The 19,690-nt window shown below is 71.2% G+C and carries 21 protein-coding genes; 10 read left to right on the top strand and 11 right to left on the bottom strand.

Annotation, left to right across the window (positions count from 1 at the left end; all coding sequences use genetic code 11):
* Window positions 1–2: 2 nt before the first annotated feature.
* Window positions 3–1,577 carry a DUF885 domain-containing protein gene (locus ACIBK1_RS23800; RefSeq protein ID WP_396737719.1) on the bottom strand — a complete coding sequence of 525 codons (1,575 nt, stop codon included), beginning with the start codon at window positions 1,575–1,577 and terminating at the stop codon, window positions 3–5.
* 56 nt (window positions 1,578–1,633) lie between these two features.
* Between ACIBK1_RS23800 and ACIBK1_RS23795 the strand changes: the two genes are divergently transcribed.
* Window positions 1,634–2,860, top strand: a complete 1,227-nt coding sequence (locus ACIBK1_RS23795) for a DUF4032 domain-containing protein (RefSeq protein WP_030511657.1) — start codon at window positions 1,634–1,636, stop codon at window positions 2,858–2,860.
* Here ACIBK1_RS23795 and ACIBK1_RS23790 read toward each other — a convergent pair.
* A complete protein-coding gene (locus ACIBK1_RS23790) occupies window positions 2,835–3,359 on the bottom strand; it encodes a DUF523 domain-containing protein (RefSeq protein ID WP_030511658.1) in 525 nt (174 codons plus the stop codon). The two genes, ACIBK1_RS23795 and ACIBK1_RS23790, sit on opposite strands and share 26 nt — an antisense overlap.
* 209 nt (window positions 3,360–3,568) lie before the next feature.
* Here ACIBK1_RS23790 and ACIBK1_RS23785 point away from each other — a divergent pair, with 209 nt between their 5' ends.
* Genes ACIBK1_RS23785 through ACIBK1_RS23770 form a run of 4 tightly spaced genes read left to right on the top strand, consistent with a single transcriptional unit; the run spans window position 3,569 to window position 5,569 of the window.
* The gene (locus ACIBK1_RS23785) at window positions 3,569–3,940 is read left to right on the top strand and encodes a hypothetical protein (RefSeq protein WP_030511659.1); all 372 of its coding nucleotides are present in this window, start codon (window positions 3,569–3,571) and stop codon (window positions 3,938–3,940) included.
* A gap of 14 nt (window positions 3,941–3,954) precedes the next feature.
* A complete protein-coding gene (locus ACIBK1_RS23780; RefSeq protein ID WP_030511660.1) occupies window positions 3,955–4,767 on the top strand; it encodes a DUF4388 domain-containing protein in 813 nt (270 codons plus the stop codon).
* 38 nt (window positions 4,768–4,805) lie between these two features.
* Window positions 4,806–5,174, top strand: coding sequence for a roadblock/LC7 domain-containing protein (locus ACIBK1_RS23775; RefSeq protein WP_030511661.1), 369 nt, complete (start codon window positions 4,806–4,808; stop codon window positions 5,172–5,174).
* Between the two features lie 23 nt (window positions 5,175–5,197).
* Window positions 5,198–5,569, top strand: a complete 372-nt coding sequence (locus ACIBK1_RS23770) for a hypothetical protein (RefSeq protein ID WP_030511662.1) — start codon at window positions 5,198–5,200, stop codon at window positions 5,567–5,569.
* Window positions 5,570–5,604: 35 nt separating this feature from the next.
* Here ACIBK1_RS23770 and ACIBK1_RS23765 read toward each other — a convergent pair whose 3' ends face one another.
* Window positions 5,605–6,441, bottom strand: coding sequence for an alpha/beta fold hydrolase (locus ACIBK1_RS23765; protein ID WP_030511663.1), 837 nt, complete (start codon window positions 6,439–6,441; stop codon window positions 5,605–5,607).
* Window positions 6,442–6,522: 81 nt separating this feature from the next.
* Here ACIBK1_RS23765 and ACIBK1_RS23760 point away from each other — a divergent pair, with 81 nt between their 5' ends.
* Window positions 6,523–7,908 carry an MFS transporter gene (locus ACIBK1_RS23760; RefSeq protein WP_396737714.1) on the top strand — a complete coding sequence of 462 codons (1,386 nt, stop codon included), beginning with the start codon at window positions 6,523–6,525 and terminating at the stop codon, window positions 7,906–7,908.
* On the opposite strand, the gene modA is transcribed toward ACIBK1_RS23760, so the two are convergent.
* Window positions 7,889–8,647, bottom strand: coding sequence for a molybdate ABC transporter substrate-binding protein (gene modA / locus ACIBK1_RS23755; RefSeq protein ID WP_396737711.1), 759 nt, complete (start codon window positions 8,645–8,647; stop codon window positions 7,889–7,891). The two genes, ACIBK1_RS23760 and modA, sit on opposite strands and share 20 nt — an antisense overlap.
* Before the next feature lie 116 nt (window positions 8,648–8,763).
* Here modA and ACIBK1_RS23750 point away from each other — a divergent pair, with 116 nt between their 5' ends.
* Entirely contained in the window at window positions 8,764–9,324 is a 561-nt protein-coding gene (locus ACIBK1_RS23750) for a Dps family protein (protein ID WP_030511666.1), read from the top strand.
* 24 nt (window positions 9,325–9,348) lie between these two features.
* Here the strand turns inward: ACIBK1_RS23750 and ACIBK1_RS23745 are convergent, their stop codons facing one another.
* Both ACIBK1_RS23745 and ACIBK1_RS23740 read right to left on the bottom strand, forming a co-directional pair.
* Window positions 9,349–11,331 (bottom strand): phosphocholine-specific phospholipase C, encoded by a 1,983-nt coding sequence (locus ACIBK1_RS23745; protein WP_396737708.1) that lies wholly within the window; start codon window positions 11,329–11,331, stop codon window positions 9,349–9,351.
* A 57-nt stretch (window positions 11,332–11,388) separates the two neighbouring features.
* Window positions 11,389–12,492 carry a helix-turn-helix domain-containing protein gene (locus ACIBK1_RS23740; RefSeq protein ID WP_396737705.1) on the bottom strand — a complete coding sequence of 368 codons (1,104 nt, stop codon included), beginning with the start codon at window positions 12,490–12,492 and terminating at the stop codon, window positions 11,389–11,391.
* A 47-nt stretch (window positions 12,493–12,539) separates the two neighbouring features.
* Here ACIBK1_RS23740 and ACIBK1_RS23735 point away from each other — a divergent pair, with 47 nt between their 5' ends.
* Together ACIBK1_RS23735 and ACIBK1_RS23730 are read left to right on the top strand one after the other, a co-directional pair.
* Window positions 12,540–13,631, top strand: coding sequence for a winged helix DNA-binding domain-containing protein (locus tag ACIBK1_RS23735; protein ID WP_396737702.1), 1,092 nt, complete (start codon window positions 12,540–12,542; stop codon window positions 13,629–13,631).
* A 27-nt stretch (window positions 13,632–13,658) separates the two neighbouring features.
* The gene (locus tag ACIBK1_RS23730; protein WP_030511670.1) at window positions 13,659–14,099 is read left to right on the top strand and encodes an SRPBCC family protein; all 441 of its coding nucleotides are present in this window, start codon (window positions 13,659–13,661) and stop codon (window positions 14,097–14,099) included.
* On the opposite strand, the gene ACIBK1_RS23725 is transcribed toward ACIBK1_RS23730, so the two are convergent.
* A complete protein-coding gene (locus ACIBK1_RS23725; RefSeq protein WP_030511671.1) occupies window positions 14,096–14,740 on the bottom strand; it encodes a TenA family protein in 645 nt (214 codons plus the stop codon). The two genes, ACIBK1_RS23730 and ACIBK1_RS23725, sit on opposite strands and share 4 nt — an antisense overlap.
* Window positions 14,741–15,009: 269 nt before the next feature.
* Here ACIBK1_RS23725 and ACIBK1_RS23720 point away from each other — a divergent pair, with 269 nt between their 5' ends.
* Window positions 15,010–16,551, top strand: a complete 1,542-nt coding sequence (locus ACIBK1_RS23720) for a pectate lyase family protein (protein ID WP_396737699.1) — start codon at window positions 15,010–15,012, stop codon at window positions 16,549–16,551.
* Window positions 16,552–16,606: 55 nt separating this feature from the next.
* Here ACIBK1_RS23720 and ACIBK1_RS23715 read toward each other — a convergent pair whose 3' ends face one another.
* The 4 genes from ACIBK1_RS23715 to adh form a co-directional block, all read right to left on the bottom strand.
* Window positions 16,607–16,978 carry a type II toxin-antitoxin system PemK/MazF family toxin gene (locus tag ACIBK1_RS23715; protein ID WP_030505873.1) on the bottom strand — a complete coding sequence of 124 codons (372 nt, stop codon included), beginning with the start codon at window positions 16,976–16,978 and terminating at the stop codon, window positions 16,607–16,609.
* Window positions 16,975–17,652: a hypothetical protein gene (locus ACIBK1_RS23710; protein WP_156080743.1), complete on the bottom strand. Its 678-nt coding sequence runs from the start codon at window positions 17,650–17,652 to the stop codon at window positions 16,975–16,977. The genes ACIBK1_RS23715 and ACIBK1_RS23710 overlap by 4 nt, the downstream gene beginning before the upstream one ends.
* Before the next feature lie 90 nt (window positions 17,653–17,742).
* The gene (locus ACIBK1_RS23705; RefSeq protein ID WP_363418081.1) at window positions 17,743–18,123 is read right to left on the bottom strand and encodes a DUF779 domain-containing protein; all 381 of its coding nucleotides are present in this window, start codon (window positions 18,121–18,123) and stop codon (window positions 17,743–17,745) included.
* Window positions 18,123–19,646, bottom strand: a complete 1,524-nt coding sequence (gene adh, locus ACIBK1_RS23700; protein ID WP_076438820.1) for an aldehyde dehydrogenase — start codon at window positions 19,644–19,646, stop codon at window positions 18,123–18,125. The genes ACIBK1_RS23705 and adh overlap by 1 nt, the downstream gene beginning before the upstream one ends.
* Window positions 19,647–19,690 lie beyond the last annotated feature (44 nt).

The following is a 19,690-nucleotide window of genomic DNA, read 5'->3' as shown; positions in this document are numbered from 1 at the left end:
TCTCAGCCGAGCACGACCTTCCGGGCGAGGCCGAGCGGGAGCCCGCCGGAGCCCGCGATCGTGTCGTGGAAGGTCCGCAGATCGCCCGTGTAGTCCGCCCGGATGCGCTCGATCTCCAGCGCTCCCGTGAGGTAGGAGGGCGCCTGCGTGGGCCAGGCGCAGTAGCGGCTGACCTCCCCTGCGGCGGTGCCTGGCGACAGCGACGCCTTCGTGGTCAGGAACTCCTCCGCCTGCTCGATCGACATGTCGTCGCAGTGCAGCGCGGTGTCCACCACGATCCGGGCGGCCCGCCAGATGCGGCAGTCGAGGTGGGCGAGCTCGGTCTCGGGCGTGTCGAAGTAGCCCTGCTCGTGCATGAGCTTCTCGACGTAGAGCCCCCAGCCCTCCACGAAGTAGGGCGTACGGAAGATTTTGCGGGCGCGGTGCGGGTTGCCGGCCATCCAGGACAGGTGCCAGTGGTGGCCGGGGTACCCCTCGTGCACGCTGATCGAGGGCATCTGGGGGCGGGAGTTGGTCCGCAGCCGCTGCCGCACCTGCTCCTCGGTGAAGCCGTCCGGCGTGTACGGCACGAAGAACACGCCGTCGCGCGAGGACGACAGCGGCGGCGGGGCGAGGTAGCTGGCCACGGCGATGATGGGCCGCTGGAACTCCGGCGACGGCTCGACCCGGCACACCTCCCCCTCGGGGAAGGTCACCAGCCCGCGCTCGCGGACGAACTCGCGCGCCCGCAGCGTCTCGGCCTCATACTCGGCGCGCATGGCCTCCAGGGTCGGCGGGTGGTCGTCCATGAGCGACTCCATCGCCTCCCGCCAGCCGGCGGAGCCGAGGCGGGCGGCGACCTCGGTCATCCGCGTGTCCAGCTCGGCCCAGGCCTGGCGGCCCTTCTCGTGCAGCTCGGCGGCGCCGTAGCCGAGCATCTCCTGCTCGCGCAGCAGCGCGGAGTAGAGCTCCTCGCCCATCCGCCAGGTGCCCCTGGCCTCGAAGCCCTCCAGGAACCGGACCAGTCCGTCGAACGCGTCGGCGGCCGGCTCGGCGGCCCGCGCCAGCCGCGCCCGCAGGTCCGTGTCGCCGACCAGCGCGGGCAGCGTCTCGGTCAGGAAGCGGCGTCCCGTACGGGCCTGGTCGAGGCCGCGCCTGACGAGCAGGTCGGCGGCGAGGTCGGGGTCCAGGTTGGCCTGGCAGGCGGCGAGGACGGCGGGCACCTCGGCCAGCCGTGCGACGGCGGCGTCGACCAGCTCGGCCTCCGGCTTGAGGCGCTGCTGGAACGGCGTGAACATCGACCCGAAGATGACCCCGAGGTAGGCGGCGGGCTCGCGTCGCCACTCCGGCCAGCGGGCCTGCGCGATCTGCCCGCGCAGGTGGGCGGCGACCAGGTCCCTGTCGATCCCGTCTTCGGGACTCTCGGGCGTCGACTCCGACAGCTTGCGCAGCCATTCCTCGGCCGCCCGCTCGCGCGCCGTGAAGGCGCTCGCGCTGAGATCGCCCAGCGTGCGGTCGTATCCGTCGGCCCCCAGGAGGGCCGCCCTGACCGGGTTCTCGGCCAGGTACCAGTCGATGAACTCGTCCACCAGCGTCATAGCGCTCGACTCTATCCGCGACACTTGGGTGGAAGCCCCCAGAAAAGGAGCGATTGGTGCCTCTGCAGATCACCGGCGCCCCCAGCGACCCCGACCTGATCCGGCTGCCGTGGGACGTCCCCCTCGAAGAGTGGCCCGTCCACCACCTGGTGACGCTGCCCCGCGGCATCTCCCGGCATGTGGTGCGCTTCGCCCGGCTCAGCGGCCGGGTGTACGCGATCAAGGAGATCAGCACCAGGTATGCCAAGCGGGAGTACCAGCTGCTGTGGGACCTGGCGCGGCACGACGCCCCCGCCGTCGAGCCGGTCGCCATCGTCACCGGCAGGACCGCCCCGGACGGCTCCGAGCTGGACTCCGCCCTGATCACGCGCCACCTGCAGTTCTCGCTGCCGTACCGCGCGGTGCTGTCGGGCTCGGTGCGGCCCGACACGCTGACCCGCCTGCTCGACGCGCTCGCGGTCCTGCTCGTACGGCTCCACCTGACCGGCTTCTACTGGGGCGACTGCTCGCTGTCGAACACGCTGTTCCGGCGGGACGCGGGGGCGTTCGCTGCCTACCTGGTGGACGCCGAGACCGGCGAGCTCCACCCGGCGATCAGCGAGGGCCAGCGGTCGCACGACATCGACGTGGCGCACGTCAACATCTACGGCGAGATGCTCGACCTGGAGGCGGGCGGCCTGCTCCACCCGACCATCGACCCGCTGGCCTTCGCCGAGCAGCTCGTCGAGCGCTACCAGCGGCTGTGGGACGAGCTGACCGAGGACGAGATCATCGAGGAGGTCGACTGGCACCGCGTGGACCAGCGGGTGCGCCGCCTCAACTCGCTCGGCTTCGACGTCGCCGAGATGATGGTGCGCCGCAAGGCCGGCACCTCCCGCCTGATCGTCCGGCCGAAGGTCGTGGACGCCGGGCACCACCAGCGCCGCCTGCTGCGCCTGACCGGCCTCGACGTGGAGGAGAACCAGGCCAGGCGGCTGCTCAACGACCTCGACTCGTTTCGCGTGTCCACTGGCCTGCGGCACGAGGACGAGGCGATCGTGGCCCATCGCTGGCTGGCCGAGGTGTTCCAGCCGGTGGTGAACGCGATCCCGGCCGACCTGCGGCGCAAGCTGGAGCCCGCCCAGCTCTTCCACGAGGTGCTCGACCACCGCTGGTACATGTCGGAGGCCGCCGGCAAGGACGTCGGCCTGGAGGCGGCGGTGCGGTCCTACGTGGACAACGTCCTCGTGCACAAGCCCGACGAGAAGGCCGTCATCGTCAGCCCGGATCCCCTCTCTCCGTGAACGCTGTCCCCGTGAGCGACTCCAGATAGCTGGCGGCGTCCGGGATCCGGTCCTCGCCGAAGACGCGTATGCCGTTCAGCTCCAGCAGCGCGGTCGTCACCCCCTGCCCGGGGGTGGTCCTCCCCCGGTGGCCGCCGTCGTAGATCCGCAGGGACCCGCACGACGGGCTGCCCTCCTTGAGGATCGCGACCCGTACGCCGAGGGACCGGGCGACGGCGAGGGCCTGCCGTGCCCCGGACAGGAACGCGGCGGTCACGTCGTCGCCCTCCGGCGTCAGGATCCGGGCCGCGCCCGCCAGGACGGCCGCGCCGCCCGCGCCGCCCTCGATCTCGGCGGGCGGCCGGGGAACGGGCAGCCCGCCCTCGACCTCGGGGCAGAACCGCACCAGCCGTCCCTCCGCGCGCCAGCGGGCGAGCAGGTCGTCGTCGCTGGTCTTGGCCCCGCCGTCGTACCGCACCCGGCTGCCGAGCAGGCAGGCGCTGACGAGAATCCGTTCCACGCCCCCCATTCTGGCCGCCGTACGAGGTGCACGCGCCCGTCCCGACGACATGAGGAAATTTCATGAAAATCGGGATTACCATTCCGAGAGGAAGAATTCTTATTCTTCTGGACTAATCCGTTTATCCGATCTGTTTTCGGCCCGCCAGGCCCGTCCACCTGCTCCTCTAGTGTTGGCCGCGCTGTACCGGCGAGGCGAGGAGTTACGGGTTGATCGGGATAGAGGACTGCCTTTCCGAGGCCATGTCGATCCCGGGCGCGCTCGGCGCCATTCTCGTGGACCACACCAGCGGCATGGCCGTCGCGGGAAAGGGGATCCCCGATCCGGGGCGGGCGGCCGCGGGGCTCAGCGAGGCGTACCGCGCCACGCTCGACGGGATCGCGATGGCGTCCCAGGAGACGGGCTTCCGGATCGAGGACGTGATCGTCACCACGGGCACGGCGTACCACCTGGTGCGGCCCATGGAGATGATGTTCGACGGTCCGCTGCTGCTGTGCGTGTGCCTGGACGTGGAACGGTCGAACCTCGCCCTGGCGCGGCGACGGCTGCGCACGATCACCGACGAGCTGGTCGCGTCCTGATGGGGGCCTGACCGGTGGCCGCCCCGACTCTCGACACCGTGCTCACCGGCCTCGCCCAGGACGAGGCCACCGGTTCGCTGCGGGTGGGCAAGGAGGGCACGGTCTTCTACGTCCGCGGCCGGGTGGCGTACGTGGAGTGCGCGGCGACGCCCGGCGTGGAGGAGTTGCTCGGCGCGTCGGGCCGGATCAGCGCGAACGGGGTCCGCCGCGCGCGGCAGGAGACCGGCGCCGGCGGCGACGGCGGCGCCCTGCTGGTGGACAGAGGGGTGCTCAGCCGGGGCGAGCTGGAGTTCAGCGTGCTGTCCGCCACGCTCGACGCGGCGTTCTTCCTGCTCACGTCGAGAACGGCGCGAACCAGGTTCAAGGAGGGCGACGCCCACTGGCTCGGCATCCACTGGTTCTTCGACGTCCAGGGGCTGCTGCGCGAGTGCGCGCGGCGCCGGGCCCGGCTGGAACGGGCCTGGCCCTCCGCCGAGCTGGACGCGCGTCCGGTGACGCCCCTGAGGCGGATCCCGGGCACGCACGCGCTGCTCACCCGGCTCCAGTGGGAGCTGCTGCTCGCCGCGGACTCCACCGCCACGCCGGTCGAGCTGGCCCGCCGCCTCGGGCGCCCGGCCTACTCCACGCTGCTTGCGGTACGGGAGCTCGCGGCGGCCGGGCTGGTGGTGACGGACGAGACGGCGGCGCTGCCCAAGCGCACGCCCAAGCCGCTCCCACCTCAACCGAGGGAGCCCGAGCGCTCCGCCCCGGGACTCCCGCAGGTGAACGGCGACGCGGCCGACGTGAACCTGCTGCTCAGACTGCGTGACGCGCTGGAGGCGCTGTAGTGATCGGATGGCTCAAGCGGGCCGGAAAGGGTGTCTCGGTGGATCTGCGCCACGACATACATGAGGAACTGGTCGTCCTGCGCGAACGCGCGCCCGAGATCACTGGAGCGCTCACCTGCACGATCGACGGCATGCTCGTGACGACGGACCTGGCCGCCGACACCGAGCAGACCGCGGCGCTCACGTCGGCGCTGCTGTCGCTGAGCCGGAAGATGACCGATCTCGCCAGGATCGGGCTGCTGGAGGAGACGCTGATCTCCGGCGCCCAGGGGCACACCGCGTGTTACGCCGCGGGCCCCACGCTCGTCCTCACCGTACTCGCGGGCCGGGGAGCCAATCTCGGCCTGCTCCGGATCGAGGGACGCAGGGCGGCGAACAAGATCGCCGCAATCGTCGAACGCGGATGACAACCCAGAACAGGAGAAGAGACATGGCGAACATCGACGTCTCCCTGAAGGAGATGCTGACCATCGACGGCGCGATCGGCGCGGCGGTGGCCGACTACGGGAGCGGGATGGCGCTGGGCACGCTCGGCGGCTCCAAGGACCTCGATCTCCAGGTGGCCGCCGCGGCCAACACCGAGGTGGTCAAGGCCAAGCTCCGCGCGATGGACGCGCTCAAGCTGAGCGACGCGATCGAGGACATCCTCATCACGCTGAGCACGCAGTATCACATCATCCGGCCGCTGGCCGGCCGCGGCGGCAAGGGCTTATTCCTTTACCTCGCCCTCGACCGCAACCGGGCCAACCTCGCGATGGCCCGGCACCAGCTCCGCGCGATCGAGGACAAGCTCGAGATCTGAGGCCCTGTCGACTCAGGCCTGTCGACTCAGGCCGGTCAGCCCCGCCCGGTCAGTTCGGCGATCGCCTCCGCGATGACCGGACAGAGCGGGCGGGGCAGGTCGTGGCCCATCCCCGGGAAGGTCAGCAGCTTCGCGCCGGGGATGGCGTCCGCGGTCGCGGTCCCGCCTTCGAGGGTGATCAGCGGGTCGTCCTCGCCGTGGATCACCAGCGCGGGCACAGAGAGCCCGCGCAGCCCCTCCGTACGGTCGCCGGACCTCCGGATGGCGATGAACTGCCGGGCGGTGCCCGCGGGGTCAAAGGCCCGGTCATAGGACTCCGCGGCCACCCGGGTGACGCGCTCGACGTCCATCTCGTAGCCGGGAGAGCCGATGACCCGCGCGGTCTCCAGGGCGCGGGCGAGCGCCTCGTCGCGGTCCTGCGGGGCGGGCGCCGTCAGCACGGTCATGGCCGCCTCGGTCGCCTGTCCCACCCGGGGCCCCGGCGTGGACATGATCGAGGTCAGCGTACGCACCCGGGCGGGGTGGCGGATGGCGAGGGCCTGGGCGATCATGCCGCCCATCGACGCGCCCACCACGTGGGCGCTCTCCCAGCCGAGCACGTCCATCAGGCCGGCCGTGTCGTCGGCCATGTCGTCCAGGGTGTACGAGGGGGCGGGCGCCTGGCCGTCCGCCGGGGTGAAGTGGGTGGACAGGCCCACGTCCCGGTTGTCGAACCGGACGACCCGGTGGCCGGACTCCACGAGCGGCCCGATGAGCTCCTCGGGCCAGCCGATCATCTGTGCTCCGAGCCCCATGATGAGGACGACCGGACGTCCCCCCGGCTCGCCGAACACCTCGTAGCAGATCTCGATGCCGTTCGCCGTCGCACGCATGCGAGGAGAATTTCATTCGGTTTGCCCTGCCGCAAGCGCTACCTGACCAGATCTGTACGGTTGTGTGATGTGGTGTCGCAAATGACCCGCCGACGGCGGCGACTCGTTCTTCTCATCTGCTGCATGAGCCTGCTGATCGTGTCTCTCGACAACACGATCGTCAACGTCGCCCTGCCGTCGCTCGGGCACGACCTGCGCGCGCCGATATCCGGCCTCCAGTGGACGGTGGACGCCTACACGCTGACGCTCGCGAGCCTGCTGATGCTGGCCGGCTCGACGGCCGACCGGATAGGCCGCCGCCGCACGTTCCAGACCGGGCTGGTGGTCTTCACGGCCGGGTCGCTGCTGTGCAGCCTCGCCCCGAGCCTGGGCTGGCTGGTGGCCGCCAGGATCGTCCAGGCCGTCGGCGGGTCGATGCTCAACCCGGTGGCCATGTCGATCATCACGAACACGTTCACCGACCGCAGGGAGCGGGCCCAGGCGATCGGCGTGTGGGGCGGCGTAACCGGCATCAGCATGGCGCTCGGACCGGTCGTCGGCGGCCTGCTCACCGACACGGTGAACTGGCGGGCCATCTTCTGGATCAACGTGCCCATCGGCCTGCTCGCCCTGTTCCTGACCTGGCGCTTCGTCCCGGAGTCGAAGGCGCCCTCGGCGCGGAGGCTCGACCCGGCCGGGCAGGTGCTGGTGATCGTCCTGCTCGGCACGCTCACGTACGGGATCATCGAGGGCCCGGCGGCGGGCCCCGGCGTGAGCGCCGCCTGCTTCTTCGTCGCGGCGGCGGCCCTGGCCGCGCTGGTGGTCTGGGAGCTGCGCAGGCCAGAGCCCCTCATCGACATGCGGTTCTTCCGCAGCGCGCCGTTCTCGGGCGCGGCCGTCATGGCGGTGTCGGGGTTCGCCGGCCTGGGGGCCTTCCTGTTCCTCAACACGCTCTACCTGCAGAGCCACCGCGGTCTTTCCGCCCTCGCCGCCGGGCTGTGCACGCTGCCGGTCGCGGCGATCACGACGATCGTGGGACCGCTGTCGGGCCGGCTCGTCGGCACCCGAGGCCCACGCGTGCCGTCGGTCGTCGCGGGCGTGTGCCTCGCGGTGGCCGGCGCGCTGCTGTCCCAGGTGACGCTCACCACGCCGCTTCCCCTGCTGCTCGGGATCTACGTGATCTTCGGCGTCGGATTCGGCATGCTCAACCCTCCGATCACCAACACCGCGGTCTCCGGAATGCCGCTCGCGCAGGCGGGGGTGGCCGCCGCGGTCGCCTCGACCAGCAGGCAGGTCGGCCAGTCCCTCGGCGTGGCCATCGCGGGGTCCATGGCCTCCAGCGCCGCGGCCTATCGCGTCAACGCCCTGTACGGGCTGATCGTGCTGGCGGTCGCCCTCCTGACGACCGGCCGCTGGGCCAGGGCCACGGCCGAGCGCACGGCGGCGCGGCTGACGGAAGGCCCACAGGTCACCCTGTCACAGGGGTGAAGCCGGCGGCCGCGAGGACCCTGCGGCCCTCGTCGGACAGGACGAGATCGACGAACTCCCTGGTCAGCGCGATACGCGTGGTCCCGGGGACGGTCGCGACGAGGTAGTCCTCGACCGCCTTCGCCGCCTCGGGGAAGTCCACGCCCTCCACCGCTCCCGCCGCCGCCCTGACGTCCGTACGGTAGACCAGCGCCGCGTCCGCCTTCCCGATCCTGACCTTGGCCAGCGCCCCCGCGGCGTTCTGATCGGGGCCGTTCTGATCGGGGCCGGCCGGCGTGACGGTCACCCCGGCGGCGGAGAGCGCGGCGCGGGCGCCCGCCCCGCACGGCGCCGGCTCGGCGCACAGGGCCACCCTGACGCCGGGAGCGGCCAGGTCCTTCAGGTTCGCGACGTGGGCGGGGTTCCCCTTCGGCACGGCGATCTGGAGGCGGTCACGCGCGAAGACCCGCGGGCTCGGCGCCCCCGACGCGCGCATGGTCGCCGCGCCGGCCGCGGCGAACAGGTCGGCCGGCGCTCCCTGCACGATCCGCCGCGCCAGCGCGCCGCTGCCCCCGAAGTCCAGCCGGACGGCGACGCCGGGGTGAGCGGCCTCGAACGTCTTGCCCAGCGAGCCGAAGGTCGCGGTGAGCGAGGTGTCGGCGAACACGGTGAGCGTCTGCCGCCCGCCGCCTCCGCAGCCGGTCACCGCGAGCAGCACCACCGTGAGCGCCACGCAGGTGGCCGGTGTGACATGGTTCACCTTGGGATATATGCCCCGAGAAGGCGTTTAGAGGTCATGCCTGGCGAAAGACTCACTATTGGGGATAAATCGACTGAGCGAGGAGAGACATCTTGAGCGTCAACCCTTCCTCCAGAATGCGTGAGAGCAGCCAGCCCTGGCTTCACCAGAGGGGCACCGAGATACAGTCGTTCGGGACCGTGCGCGACTTCCCGGTCGGGCTGCCGAGGGAGACCCGCGAATACTCCTGCCAGCGGCTCAACCAGATCCTGGCCGACACGCAGATCCTTTACAGCCTCTACAAGAAGCACCACTGGCTCATGCGGGGGCCGACCTTCTACCAGCTGCACCTGCTCCTCGACAAGCATGCGAGCGAGCAGCTGCCGATCATCGACGCGGTAGCCGAACGCATCCAGACCCTCGGCGGCGTCGCGGTCGGCGATCCCCGCCAGGTGGCGGAGATGACCGTGATCCCGCGGCCGCCGGACGGCGTGGAGGAGGTGCCCGCCATGCTCTCCCGGCTCCTGGAGGCGCACGAGACGATCCTGGTCGCCGCGCACGACGCCGCCTCCCGCGCGGCCGAGATGGGCGACGACGGCACCAACGACCTGCTCGTCTCCGAGGTCATCCGCACGGGCGAGCTGCAGGCGTGGTTCCTCGCCGAGCACCTCGTGGACACGCCGCTCGTCCGCACCTGACCTGCCGCGTTCCCGGCCCGGGCGTCACCCGGTGACGCTCGGGCGGCCGTTCTCGATGTGTCCCATCAGCCGCCGGGCGAACCCGTCGTGCCCCGCCACGCCGATCATCAGGTCGTACCACCCGGCGGGGGCGTGCCACTCGACGCGGGCGGTGGCGCCCGGCGCGACCAGGATCGTACGCGCCTCGCCCTCGTAGGCCAGCGGGGTGAGCGACACCTCGGCGGGGAGGGATACGGGGTTCGCCACCTCGATTACGACGGCGCGGGCCTCGGCGTCGATCGCGCCGGTCACCTCCACCGGGTCGGCCGTCCCGCCCCGGAACTCCCGGCGGAATCCGTTCGGCCCGACGAGCACCAGGTCGTACGACGGGCAGGGGAAGTAGACCACCTCCTCGGCCGCGCCGAGCACGTCGAAGTGCATCGGCGTCGCGACCTCGCCGAGGTAGCCGTAGAGGATGAAGTGGGCGGAGGCCGCGCCGGAGTTGCGCATCGCGATCTCCACGGACCGCCCGCGCACGACCGCTTCGGCGTCCGGCTGGTAGGGCAGCGCCCGGGCCGGCCTGACCCCCGGCTCCTGGACCGGCATCCGCTGCTCGGCGGGCGCCTGCGGATACCACCGGTTCCCGGCCGGGGACGGCCGCGGAGCGGCCACGGTCTCCACGGGAGGCGGCGCCATGGGCGCGGCGAAGTCGAAGGCGGAGGTGAGGTCGCCCGCCACCCGCCGCCGCCATTCGCCGATCGGAGCGGTGATCCCGAACCGGCGCTCCAGGAACCGTACGGTCGAGGTGTGGTCGAACGTCTCCGAGCAGACGTGGCCGCCCACGCTCCACGGCGACACGACGATCATGGGTACGCGGACGCCGAGGCCCATCGGCCGCCCGCCGACGAACTCCTCAGGGGTGCCGGCGGGCGGGACCGGCGGCGGCACGTGGTCGAAGAAGCCGTCGTTCTCGTCGTAGGTCACGAACAGGGCGGTACGCGCCCAGACCTCGGGATGGGACCCCAGCGCGTCGAGCAGCTGGTAGACGACCCGTCCGCCCTCCACCGCCGACGACCCCTCGGGGTGCTCGGAGTCGGCCAGCGGGGGCACGACGTACGACACCGCGGGCAGGCGGCCGGCGGCCACGTCGGCGGCGAACCACTCCCCCAGGCCGCCCGCGGGGGCGCGGCGCAGCGCCCGGTCGTAGAGGTCGCGGTCGGCGGGTTCCAGTGCGGCCACCCGCGCCTCCAGCTCGGCGAGCAACGGCGCCGGGTCCTCCGCCGCCCGGACCTTCTCGTAGAACGCGCGCATGCCGCCCAGCCCGAGCCGGTCCATCACGGCCACGAACGGCCGGAAGAACTCGAGGTTGTTGCACTCGTAGTTGTCCCACTCCTGGTACACCTGCCAGGTGTGCCCGGCCCGCGTCAGCAGTTCCGGCGCGGTGACCCAGTCGTAGCCCGGATGCCCCTCCGCCCCCTCGGAGGCCACGTTGTCCAGCGCGCGCTGCCGGGTGCCCGGCTCGTAGCCCGTGTGACCGGAGACGTGGTAGTTGCGGTTGGGCGTCGTCGAGGTCAGCAGCGAGCAGTGGTAGGCGTCGCAGATCGTGAACGTGTCGGCGAGCTCGTAGTGGAAGGGCAGGTCGAGCCGGTCGTAGTAGGCCATCGAGCCGGGCCCCTTGCTGGGCACCCAGGCGTCGTTCCAGCCCATGGCCCAGGCGTTCTGGGTGCCGAGCCAGGTGTGGTCGTGCGTGTCGAGCAGCATCGGGTCGGCCCCGGCCCGCTCCGCCGCCTCCCGTACGGAGAAGGGCAGCACGCCGTCCTGCTCGAAGATCGGCCGCCATGCCCGGGTGGACACCGCGTTGCGGTCGCCGAATCCCCGCACCCCGCGCATCCGCCCGAAGTAGTGGTCGAACGAGCGGTTCTCCAGCATCACGAAGACGACGTGCTCGACGTCGGCCAGGCTTCCCGGCGGAACCGGCCGGGCCAGCGCCCGGAGCAGGGAAGGCGGCAACGAGGATCCGGCCGACATGGACGCCCCTTCAGGAGAAATCTGGCGAAACGCCCACAACCTAACAGCGACGTCTCGTCATACCAGCACGCGGCCCAGCTCGCGAAGGGCCCGGGCGGCCCCCGCACGACGGGCCAGTGCGAGTGCCTGCCGGGCGAGGCAGGCCGCCTGGTCCCGCTCGTGCGCCTCGGCGTACGCGTGCGCTCTGCGGGCCAGCACGTACGCCGCCAGGTACGCGGGCGCGGACGGGGCCGGCTCGCCCTCCAGCATCTCGATGGCGCCGCCCGGCCGGCCGAGGTCGACCAGGCAGCCCGCGCACAGCTCCGTCCGCGTCTCGCCCGGCTCCTCCGGGCACTCCTCAAGGCAGCGGTGACACAGCTCCCCCTCACCGGCAAGCGCGTGCGCCCGGGCCTCGCGCCGCAGGGACAGCGTCCCGACCTCGGCCGGGACCCCCGAACGCTCGCGGGCGGTCACGGCCGCCTCGACGATCTCGCCAGGCTCGGCGGCGTCGACCAGCTCGGCCCGCTGGACCAGCGCGAAGACCTCGGCGAGAGGATCACCGGTCTCGCGCGCCTCACGGATCGCCCGGTCGGACCACGCCCGCGCCGCCGGCGCGTCGCCCGCCTCGTGCTCCATCCCGCTGATCAGCTCCGCGTCGCGGGCGGCGAGCGCGAGCAGCTGCCCCCGTACGGACGGCCGGGCGTCGCGGCGGAACGCCTCGACGCCCGCGAAGACGGGCCGCAGCGCCGCCGCGAGATCGGCGGGCCGCGCGTGCGGCGCGGCGCAGGCGTCGAGCATCCGCTCGAAGTAGCCGGCCGTGCCGGCGTCGGCGCGCCAGGGACGCTCGACGGCCCGGCCGACCCGTTCCTCCTCCTCTTCGGGGAACAGGCCCGGCATCAACGGAATCCCGGTCAGGTGGTGCCACAGGACGGTGCCCGACGACGGTCCGACGAACAGGTCCCCCTCGTTCACGCCGAACACGCGGCACAGCAGCTCCGCGTGGCCGGGGTCCGGCCGCCGCTCCCCCGCCTCCCAGGCGCGCACCGCGTCCGCGGGCAGACCGGGCTCGGTTTCCCCGGAGGCTTCGGTCAGCCGTTCTTCCAGGTCCCGGCGGCTCCACAGCCGGCCGCGGCGCAGGGCTCGCAGCCGGGCGGCCCAGAGCGGGACGTCGATAGCGATCATCAGCGGCACCCCCCGGTTCTGTCGGTGCCGGTCGTTATGTTTGCGGTGTGCTGACCCGACGCATGCTCAACCGCGCGCTGCTCGATCGCCAGATGCTGCTCCGTCGTCACGACGTCAAGGCCTTGGCCGCGATCGAGCATCTGGTGGGCATGCAGTCGCAGGCTCCTCTCTCAGCCTACGTCGGCCTGTGGACCCGCCTGCCGGACTTCCGGCACGAGGACCTGGCCGGGCTGCTCACCGACCGCACAGCCGTACGGATCGCGCTGATGCGCGGCACCATCCACCTCGTCAGCGCCGACGACTGCCTCGCCCTGCGCCCGGTCGTGCAGCCGCTCCTCGACCGCGTGCTGCGCACGTCGTACGGCAGGCGGCTGGACGGGGTGGATCTCGGCGAGGTGGTGAGCGTCGCCCGCGCCCTGATGGACGAGCGGCCGCTGAGCTTCGCGGAGCTTGAGGAACTGCTCGCCGAGCGGTGGCCGGGCCGCGAGGCGCTGGCCCAGGCCGTACGCGCGGTCGTGCCGCTGGTGCAGGTGCCGCCGCGGGGCGTGTGGGGCGCCTCGGCGCAGGCACGGCATGTCCCCGCCGAGTCGTGGCTGGGCCGTCCGCTCGGCGACGGCTCGGCCGCCGGCGACATGGTGCTGCGTTACCTGCGCGCCTTCGGGCCGGCGTCGGTCAAGGACATGCAGGTCTGGTCGGGCCTGACCGGGCTGCGCGCCGTCGTGAGAAACCTCGACCTGGTCGCGTATCGGGACGAGAACGGGGTGGAGCTGTTCGATCTGCCCGGGGCGCCGCTGCCCGGCCCGGACGCCGAGGCGCCGGCGCGGTTCCTGCCCGAGTTCGACAACCTGCTGCTCTCGCACGCCGACCGGACGCGGGTGATGGCGGAGCAGCACCGCACGCGGGTCTTCACGGTCAACGGGATCATCCGCGCGACGATCCTGGTCGACGGTTTCGTCGCCGGGTTGTGGCGGATCGAGCGGAGAGGGACCCAGCGCACCGGGGAGACCGCCGTCCTGGAGATCGAGCCGTTCGAGCCGCTGGGCGCCGCCACTCGTGACGCGCTGGCGGCCGAGGGTGAGCGCCTGCTGGAGTTCGCGGCCGGCGACGCTCCCGCGCGCGACATCCGCTTCCTGGGGTAGGTCGCTTTCCTGGGTAGGACCCTCGGCGTGGAGACCCTCTCGGTGGCGGTGGACGCGCAGGCGAGCCCGGATCGGGTGTTCGCCGTGCTCACCGACTGGCCCCGGCACCACGAGTGGATGCTGCTGACCCGCGCGTGGGTGGTGGCCGGTGACGGGCGCAGCAGGGGCAGCAGGCTCGCCGCGGCCACCGGCGTCGGCCCGCTGTCGTTCGTGGACACGATGGACGTCACCGGCTGGCGTCCGCCGCACGAGGTGGAGGTCCGCCACACCGGCCGGGTCGTGCGCGGAGTCGGGCGATTCCACGTGCTGCCCCGCCCGGACGGCGGGAGCAGGATCATCTGGGAGGAGAACCTCCACGTGCCCTTCGGCCTGGCCGGGCGGATCGGCTGGCGGATCGCCGGGCCGGTGAGCGCGGTCTTCCTGCGCGTGTCCCTGCGCCGCCTCGCCGCCCTCGCCCTGCGCGCCTAACCGAGCGCCATGTCGAAGAAGCGGCGCTCCAGCGTGGTCGCCCGCCGGAAGACGTCGAGCACCTTGGCCCGGCCGTCCTCGTCGAGCCCGGGGCCGAGCCGGTCGAGCTCGCCGCGCAGGAAGCCCACCCACGCCTCGAACTCCGGCCCGCTGTGCAGCTCGATCCACTCCCGGTGGACGAAGCCGTCCGGGAGTTCGACGATCCGGGAGGCCCAGCCGAGGTAGGCCCATTCGGCCACGCACAGCACCGCCAGGATCAGCGGATAGTCCTGGCCGCGGCGCACCTCGTCCATCAGGTCCCGGAACTCGACCGTCACCGGCTCCAGCGTGGGCGGGGCCGGCTCACCGCCGACCTCGGCGAGCGCGCGGTGGAAATAGCCCCGCTCGGTGTCGGCGACGGTCAGCCCGAGGAAGCGGCCGACGGCCACCCGCGACTCGAAGGTGTCGGCGGCGGCGACCGCGGCGCCGAGCAGCGCCGTGAAGGCGTCCACGAACTGGAAGTCCTGCTCCAGATAGCGGCGCATGCCGGCGGTGCCCCTCCCAATCGCCTCCGCGAAGGGGTGCGTGACCACCGCCGTCCAGTCGGGCTCGCTCTGCGACCGCAACCACGCGCTGAACGGCGTCCTCGATTCCTCGGTCATCCCGGCATCTCTCCCCGTGTCCCGGCGTGAACGTTTCACGATGATCTCAAAGGACTTCCGTCCGTCTCCACCTGCCCCACCGGGGTGAACGCCCGTGCGGCCTGCGGACCAGGGCGGGCGAAGTCGTTGACCGATGGTCAACAGGTCCGTAATTTGATGCGTGTTGTTCCTCCTCATGAATGCCGTTCTCATTCATGAACATCCCCTCGCGGGACCAGGAGTTCGCCCCCTCGGTCAGGGGTCCTGCACGACCTGCAAGGAGCTCGGCTTTGAGAACCAGAACAAGAACCGGAGTCGGGGTGATCGGCACCGTGATCGGCACCGTGGCCGGGGTCGCCGCCCTGGTCGGCGGTGTCTTCGTCGGCGTCTCCAGCGCGGCACCCAGCGCGGGACCCAGTGCCGGCGCCTACCGGATCGTGAACGGCGCCAGCGGCCTGTGCCTCACCGTCCCGGGCGGCAGCACCTCCGACGGCGTCCAGCTCACCGTTTCCAGCTGCAACGGCGCGAGCAACCAGACCTGGAACCTGTCGGCCCAGGGCAGCGGCTTCCGCCTGGCCGCCGCCAACAGCGGCAAATGCGCCGGCGTGAAGGACGCATCCACCTCCGCCGGCAAGGCCGTCCAGCAGGAGCCGTGCACCGGCTCCTCCTCCCAGACCTGGGAGCCGACCGCTTCCGGCTCCAGCTACCGCCTCGTCAACGCCAACAGCGACAAGTGCCTCAACACCAAGGACAACTCCACCTCCTCCGGCGCACCGGCACAGCAGAACTCCTGCGACTCGGTGTCCACCAAACAGTGGTCGCTCCAGCCGGCCGGCTCCCAGCCCTCGTCCACCCCCAGCGCCACACCGACCAGGAGCCCGTCGCCCACACCGAGCACCACGCCCACGGGCGGCCCGACCACCCCGCCCACCACCGGGCTGGTCGGCTGGGCGACCCAGGGCGGCGGCACGACAGGCGGCGCGGGCGGCGCCACGACGACGGTCACCTCCCTGACCGCACTCACCAGCGCCGTGCAGGGCGACTCGGCGAAGGTCGTCCAGGTGAACGGCAACTTCACCTGCTCGGAGGACGTGCGGGTGGGCGGCAACACCACCATCCTCGGCGTAGGCGCGAACTCCGGGCTGACCGGCTGCGGCCTGAACATCCGTGACGTCGGCAACGTCATCGTGCGCAACATGAAGATCTCGAAGGTCCAGGCCGGCAATGGCAACGGCGACGCGATCCACCTCGACAACGCCAGGCGCGTGTGGCTCGACCACAACGACCTGTCGAGCGACACCGGCCACGGCACCGACTACTACGACGGCCTGCTGGACATCACGCACGGCTCCGACTACGTCACCGTCTCCTGGAACAAGCTGCACGACCACGTCAAGTGCTCGCTCGTGGGCCACAGCGACAACAACGGCTCCGAGGACACCGGGCACCTGCGCGTGACGTACCACCACAACGCGTTCCAGACCTGCGCCCAGCGCAACCCGCGGGTGCGCTTCGGCAACCCGGTGCACGTGTTCAACAACTACTACTACAAGGACCCGTCCTACACCGACTACAGCTACGGCATCGCCTCCACCTGCGGCGCCGGGGTGCTCGTCGAGGGCAACTACTTCGAGAACATCGCCGAGCCCACCCACACCGCCGAAGGCTCCTCGCCGGGCGGGTCGATCGTGGCCCGCAACAACTACTTCGTGAACTCCGGCACGCCGCAGACCTCCGGCAGCGTCGCCTCCATCCCGTACTCGTACACGGTGGACAACCCCAGCGGCGTCAAGGCGAACGTCCTCGCCAACGCGGGCACCGGCAAGATCTGAGTCCAGGTGCAGTCCCGGAGGTCGCGGCACCCCCGCCGCGGCCTCCGCTCGCCTGTCAGTCCACCAGGCCGAGGTACGCGAACAGATTGTCCTCGATCAGGGCCACCAGCTGCGGTGGAAGTTGCCCCAGGTAGTCGCCGAGTTCTTCCTTGAGAAAGGGCTGCGCGCAGACAGTGCGCACCCAGCATTTGCTGGGCAGATTGGCCACCCCCTGCGCGAGCTTGACGCAATACTCCGTTTTGAGCGTCGTTGCGGTCGACAAGGGCGCGACGTAAAGCAAATCCCAGTCCGGCTGCTGGTTCTTCGCGTCGCCGCTCAGGACGACGACCGGTCGCCGAGGGTGAAGATTGCGCTGGTCGTTGGGCGGCATCGTCAGCGATCGGTCGGAGACGTAGTAGACGCCGCCCTTGCGAATGAACGCTTTCACCGATCGTCCAGGGCCTTCGCGTTAGCGCGCCGCAGAGCGTCTCTCGCCTGCAGAAACTCCTGCTTGAGGATCGCCCCGACACCGTCGTCGTCACGCTCGGGAGGCACGGACGCACGCCGCGCCCTCGCTCGCGTGAGCAGCGCCGCGGCCTGCCTGCGCCGCCGTGCCCGGCTGAGGTCGAGCAGAACGCCGGACTCTCCGCCCGCCTGCGCCTCGACCATAGGCACGGTGCCGTCCACCACGCTCCGAAGAGCGACTGTGTCCTTTCCGCCATGCAGAGCCACGACAGTACGGACGAAGTTCATGGCCTCAGGATCGAGAGGGTCGTCCACATCCATGGTCAAGGACAGAACGCCCGCCTCCGCGTCGGACGACTCTTCGTCGCCGCGCTCCGCGAGTTCGCTGTCCACCACATAGTCCTGGGCCCGCGTGAGGGCGGGGTCGTAGGGGCCGCGGCGCCCGAGGCGCCAGGTGGCCCCGGTGATCGCCGGGTGTCCCGCCTCGACGGCGGCGACGTCGGTGAGATAAAGGAGCCCCACCAGGTGAGTCTCGGTCACTGACAGGCTTAGCTCCCGTGCCGCCACGAGTATGGACAGCACGGACCCTGCCAGAGGATTTGGCGTATCGACGGGCATGCTGATGACCGCTCCTCCCCGGATCAGCCGCATGCTCACCGTACCCCTCCCGGTCCATCCGCCACCGCACACAACCACAGCGGAGACATTACTTACCGTTACATTTCGGCGTCAACGAGTAATGAGCGTTCAGCCGTCGAGGGCGGCGCGTTCCGCCTCGGTGAGCAGGCGGGAACGGATCAGGAAACGCACGCCCTCGGGCGCCTCCAGGGAGAAGCCGCTGCCCCGGCCGGGGACGACGTCCACGGTCAGGTGGGTGTGCCGCCAGCGCTCGAACTGGCTCGACGACATCCAGAACGTGACCGGCTCGCCGACGCCCTCGACAGTCAGCGAGGCGAGCAGCACGTCCGAGGAGCCGGTGCGGAACTCGCCCTCCAGGTAGCACATCGGGGCACTGCCGTCGCAGCAGCCGCCGGACTGGTGGAACATCAGCGGGCCGTGGGCCGCCCGCAGCCGCCGGATGAGGTCGGCGGCCGCGGGGGTGAGGTCCACGCGGGACACCTCGGGCATCAGAAGAAGCCGAGCTTCGAGGGCGAGTAGCTGACCAGCAGGTTCTTGGTCTGCTGGTAGTGGTCGAGCATCATCTTGTGCGTCTCCCTGCCGATGCCCGACTGCTTGTAGCCGCCGAAGGCGGCGTGGGCGGGATACGCGTGGTAGCAGTTCGTCCAGACCCGCCCGGCCTGGATGGCCCGGCCGGCCCGGTACGCCTTGTTGACGTCCCTGGTCCACACGCCCGCCCCGAGGCCGTACAACGTGTCGTTGGCGATCTTTATGGCGTCGTCGAAGTCGGTGAACGAGGTCACCGACACGACCGGCCCGAAGATCTCCTCCTGGAACACCCGCATGTGGTTGGCGCCCTCGAAGATCGTCGGCTCGACGTAGTAGCCGCCCGACAGCTCGCCGCCGAGGTCGGCGCGGTGCCCGCCGGTGAGCACCTTGGCGCCCTCCTGCCGGCCGATGTCGAGGTAGGACAGGATCTTCTCCAGCTGGTCGTTGGACGCCTGGGCGCCGACCATCGTGGCCAGGTCGAGCGGGTGACCGCGGACGATCTTCTCCGTACGCTCGACCGCGGCCTCCAGGAACCTCCGGTAGTGGCCCTGCTGGATGAGCGCCCTGGAGGGACAGGTGCACACCTCCCCCTGGTTGAGCGCGAACATCGTGAAGCCCTCCAGCGCCTTGTCGAAGAACTCGTCGTCGGCGGAGGACACGTCGTCGAAGAAGACGTTGGGGCTCTTGCCGCCGAGCTCAAGCGTGACCGGCTTGATGTTCTCGCTGGCGTACTGCATGATCAGCCGCCCGGTGGTGGTCTCCCCGGTGAACGCGACCTTCGCGACCCGCGCGCTGGAGGCCAGCGGCTTGCCCGCCTCCACGCCGAACCCGTTGACGATGTTGAGGACACCCGGCGGGAGGAGGTCGGCGACCAGGCTCATCCAGTAGTGGATCGACGCCGGGGTCTGCTCGGCCGGCTTGAGGACCACGGCGTTGCCGGCGGCCAGCGCCGGCGCGAGCTTCCAGGCGGCCATCAGGATCGGGAAGTTCCACGGGATGATCTGCGCGACGACGCCGAGCGGCTCGTGGAAGTGGTAGGCGACGGTGTCCGCGTCGATCTCCGACAGGCTGCCCTCCTGGGCCCTGATCGCTCCCGCGAAGTAGCGGAAGTGGTCGATGGCCAGCGGGATGTCGGCGGCCAGCGTCTCCCGGATCGGCTTGCCGTTCTCCCAGGTCTCGGCGACGGCGAGCCGCTCCAGGTTCTGCTCCATGCGGTCGGCGATCCGGTTGAGGATGTTCGCCCGCTCGGCCGCGGGCGTACGTCCCCAGGCCGGGGCGGCGCCGTGCGCGGCGTCCAGCGCGCGCTCGACGTCCTCGGCCGTGCCGCGCGCGATCTCGGTGAAGGTCTGACCGGTCACCGGCGTGGGGTTCTCGAAGTACTGCCCCCGCTGCGGCGGGACGTACTCCCCGCCGATCCAGTGGTCGTAACGCTGCTCGTACGCCATGAGGGCGTCCGGCTGTCCCGGCGCGGCGTAGCGGGTCATGGGATGGACCTCCCGGACAGGGTGTTGGTCTGACGCCCCGGACG

Source organism: Microbispora rosea, from assembly GCF_044460045.1.
Lineage (GTDB): Bacteria > Actinomycetota > Actinomycetes > Streptosporangiales > Streptosporangiaceae > Microbispora > Microbispora rosea.
Note: the sequence above shows the minus strand (reverse complement) of the source record. Positions and strands in the feature narration are given on the sequence as shown.

Coding starts and splice junctions, on each gene's coding strand:
- ACIBK1_RS23770 (WP_030511662.1), top strand. CDS start 5,198: ATGGCGAACATCGACGTCTCCCTGAAGGAGATGCTGACCATCGACGGC.
- ACIBK1_RS23765 (WP_030511663.1), bottom strand. CDS start 6,441: ATGCGTGCGACGGCGAACGGCATCGAGATCTGCTACGAGGTGTTCGGC.
- adh (WP_076438820.1), bottom strand. CDS start 19,646: ATGACCCGCTACGCCGCGCCGGGACAGCCGGACGCCCTCATGGCGTAC.
- ACIBK1_RS23705 (WP_363418081.1), bottom strand. CDS start 18,123: ATGCCCGAGGTGTCCCGCGTGGACCTCACCCCCGCGGCCGCCGACCTC.
- ACIBK1_RS23750 (WP_030511666.1), top strand. CDS start 8,764: ATGCGTGAGAGCAGCCAGCCCTGGCTTCACCAGAGGGGCACCGAGATA.
- ACIBK1_RS23740 (WP_396737705.1), bottom strand. CDS start 12,492: ATGATCGCTATCGACGTCCCGCTCTGGGCCGCCCGGCTGCGAGCCCTG.
- ACIBK1_RS23725 (WP_030511671.1), bottom strand. CDS start 14,740: ATGACCGAGGAATCGAGGACGCCGTTCAGCGCGTGGTTGCGGTCGCAG.
- ACIBK1_RS23760 (WP_396737714.1), top strand. CDS start 6,523: ATGACCCGCCGACGGCGGCGACTCGTTCTTCTCATCTGCTGCATGAGC.
- ACIBK1_RS23745 (WP_396737708.1), bottom strand. CDS start 11,331: ATGTCGGCCGGATCCTCGTTGCCGCCTTCCCTGCTCCGGGCGCTGGCC.
- ACIBK1_RS23800 (WP_396737719.1), bottom strand. CDS start 1,577: ATGACGCTGGTGGACGAGTTCATCGACTGGTACCTGGCCGAGAACCCG.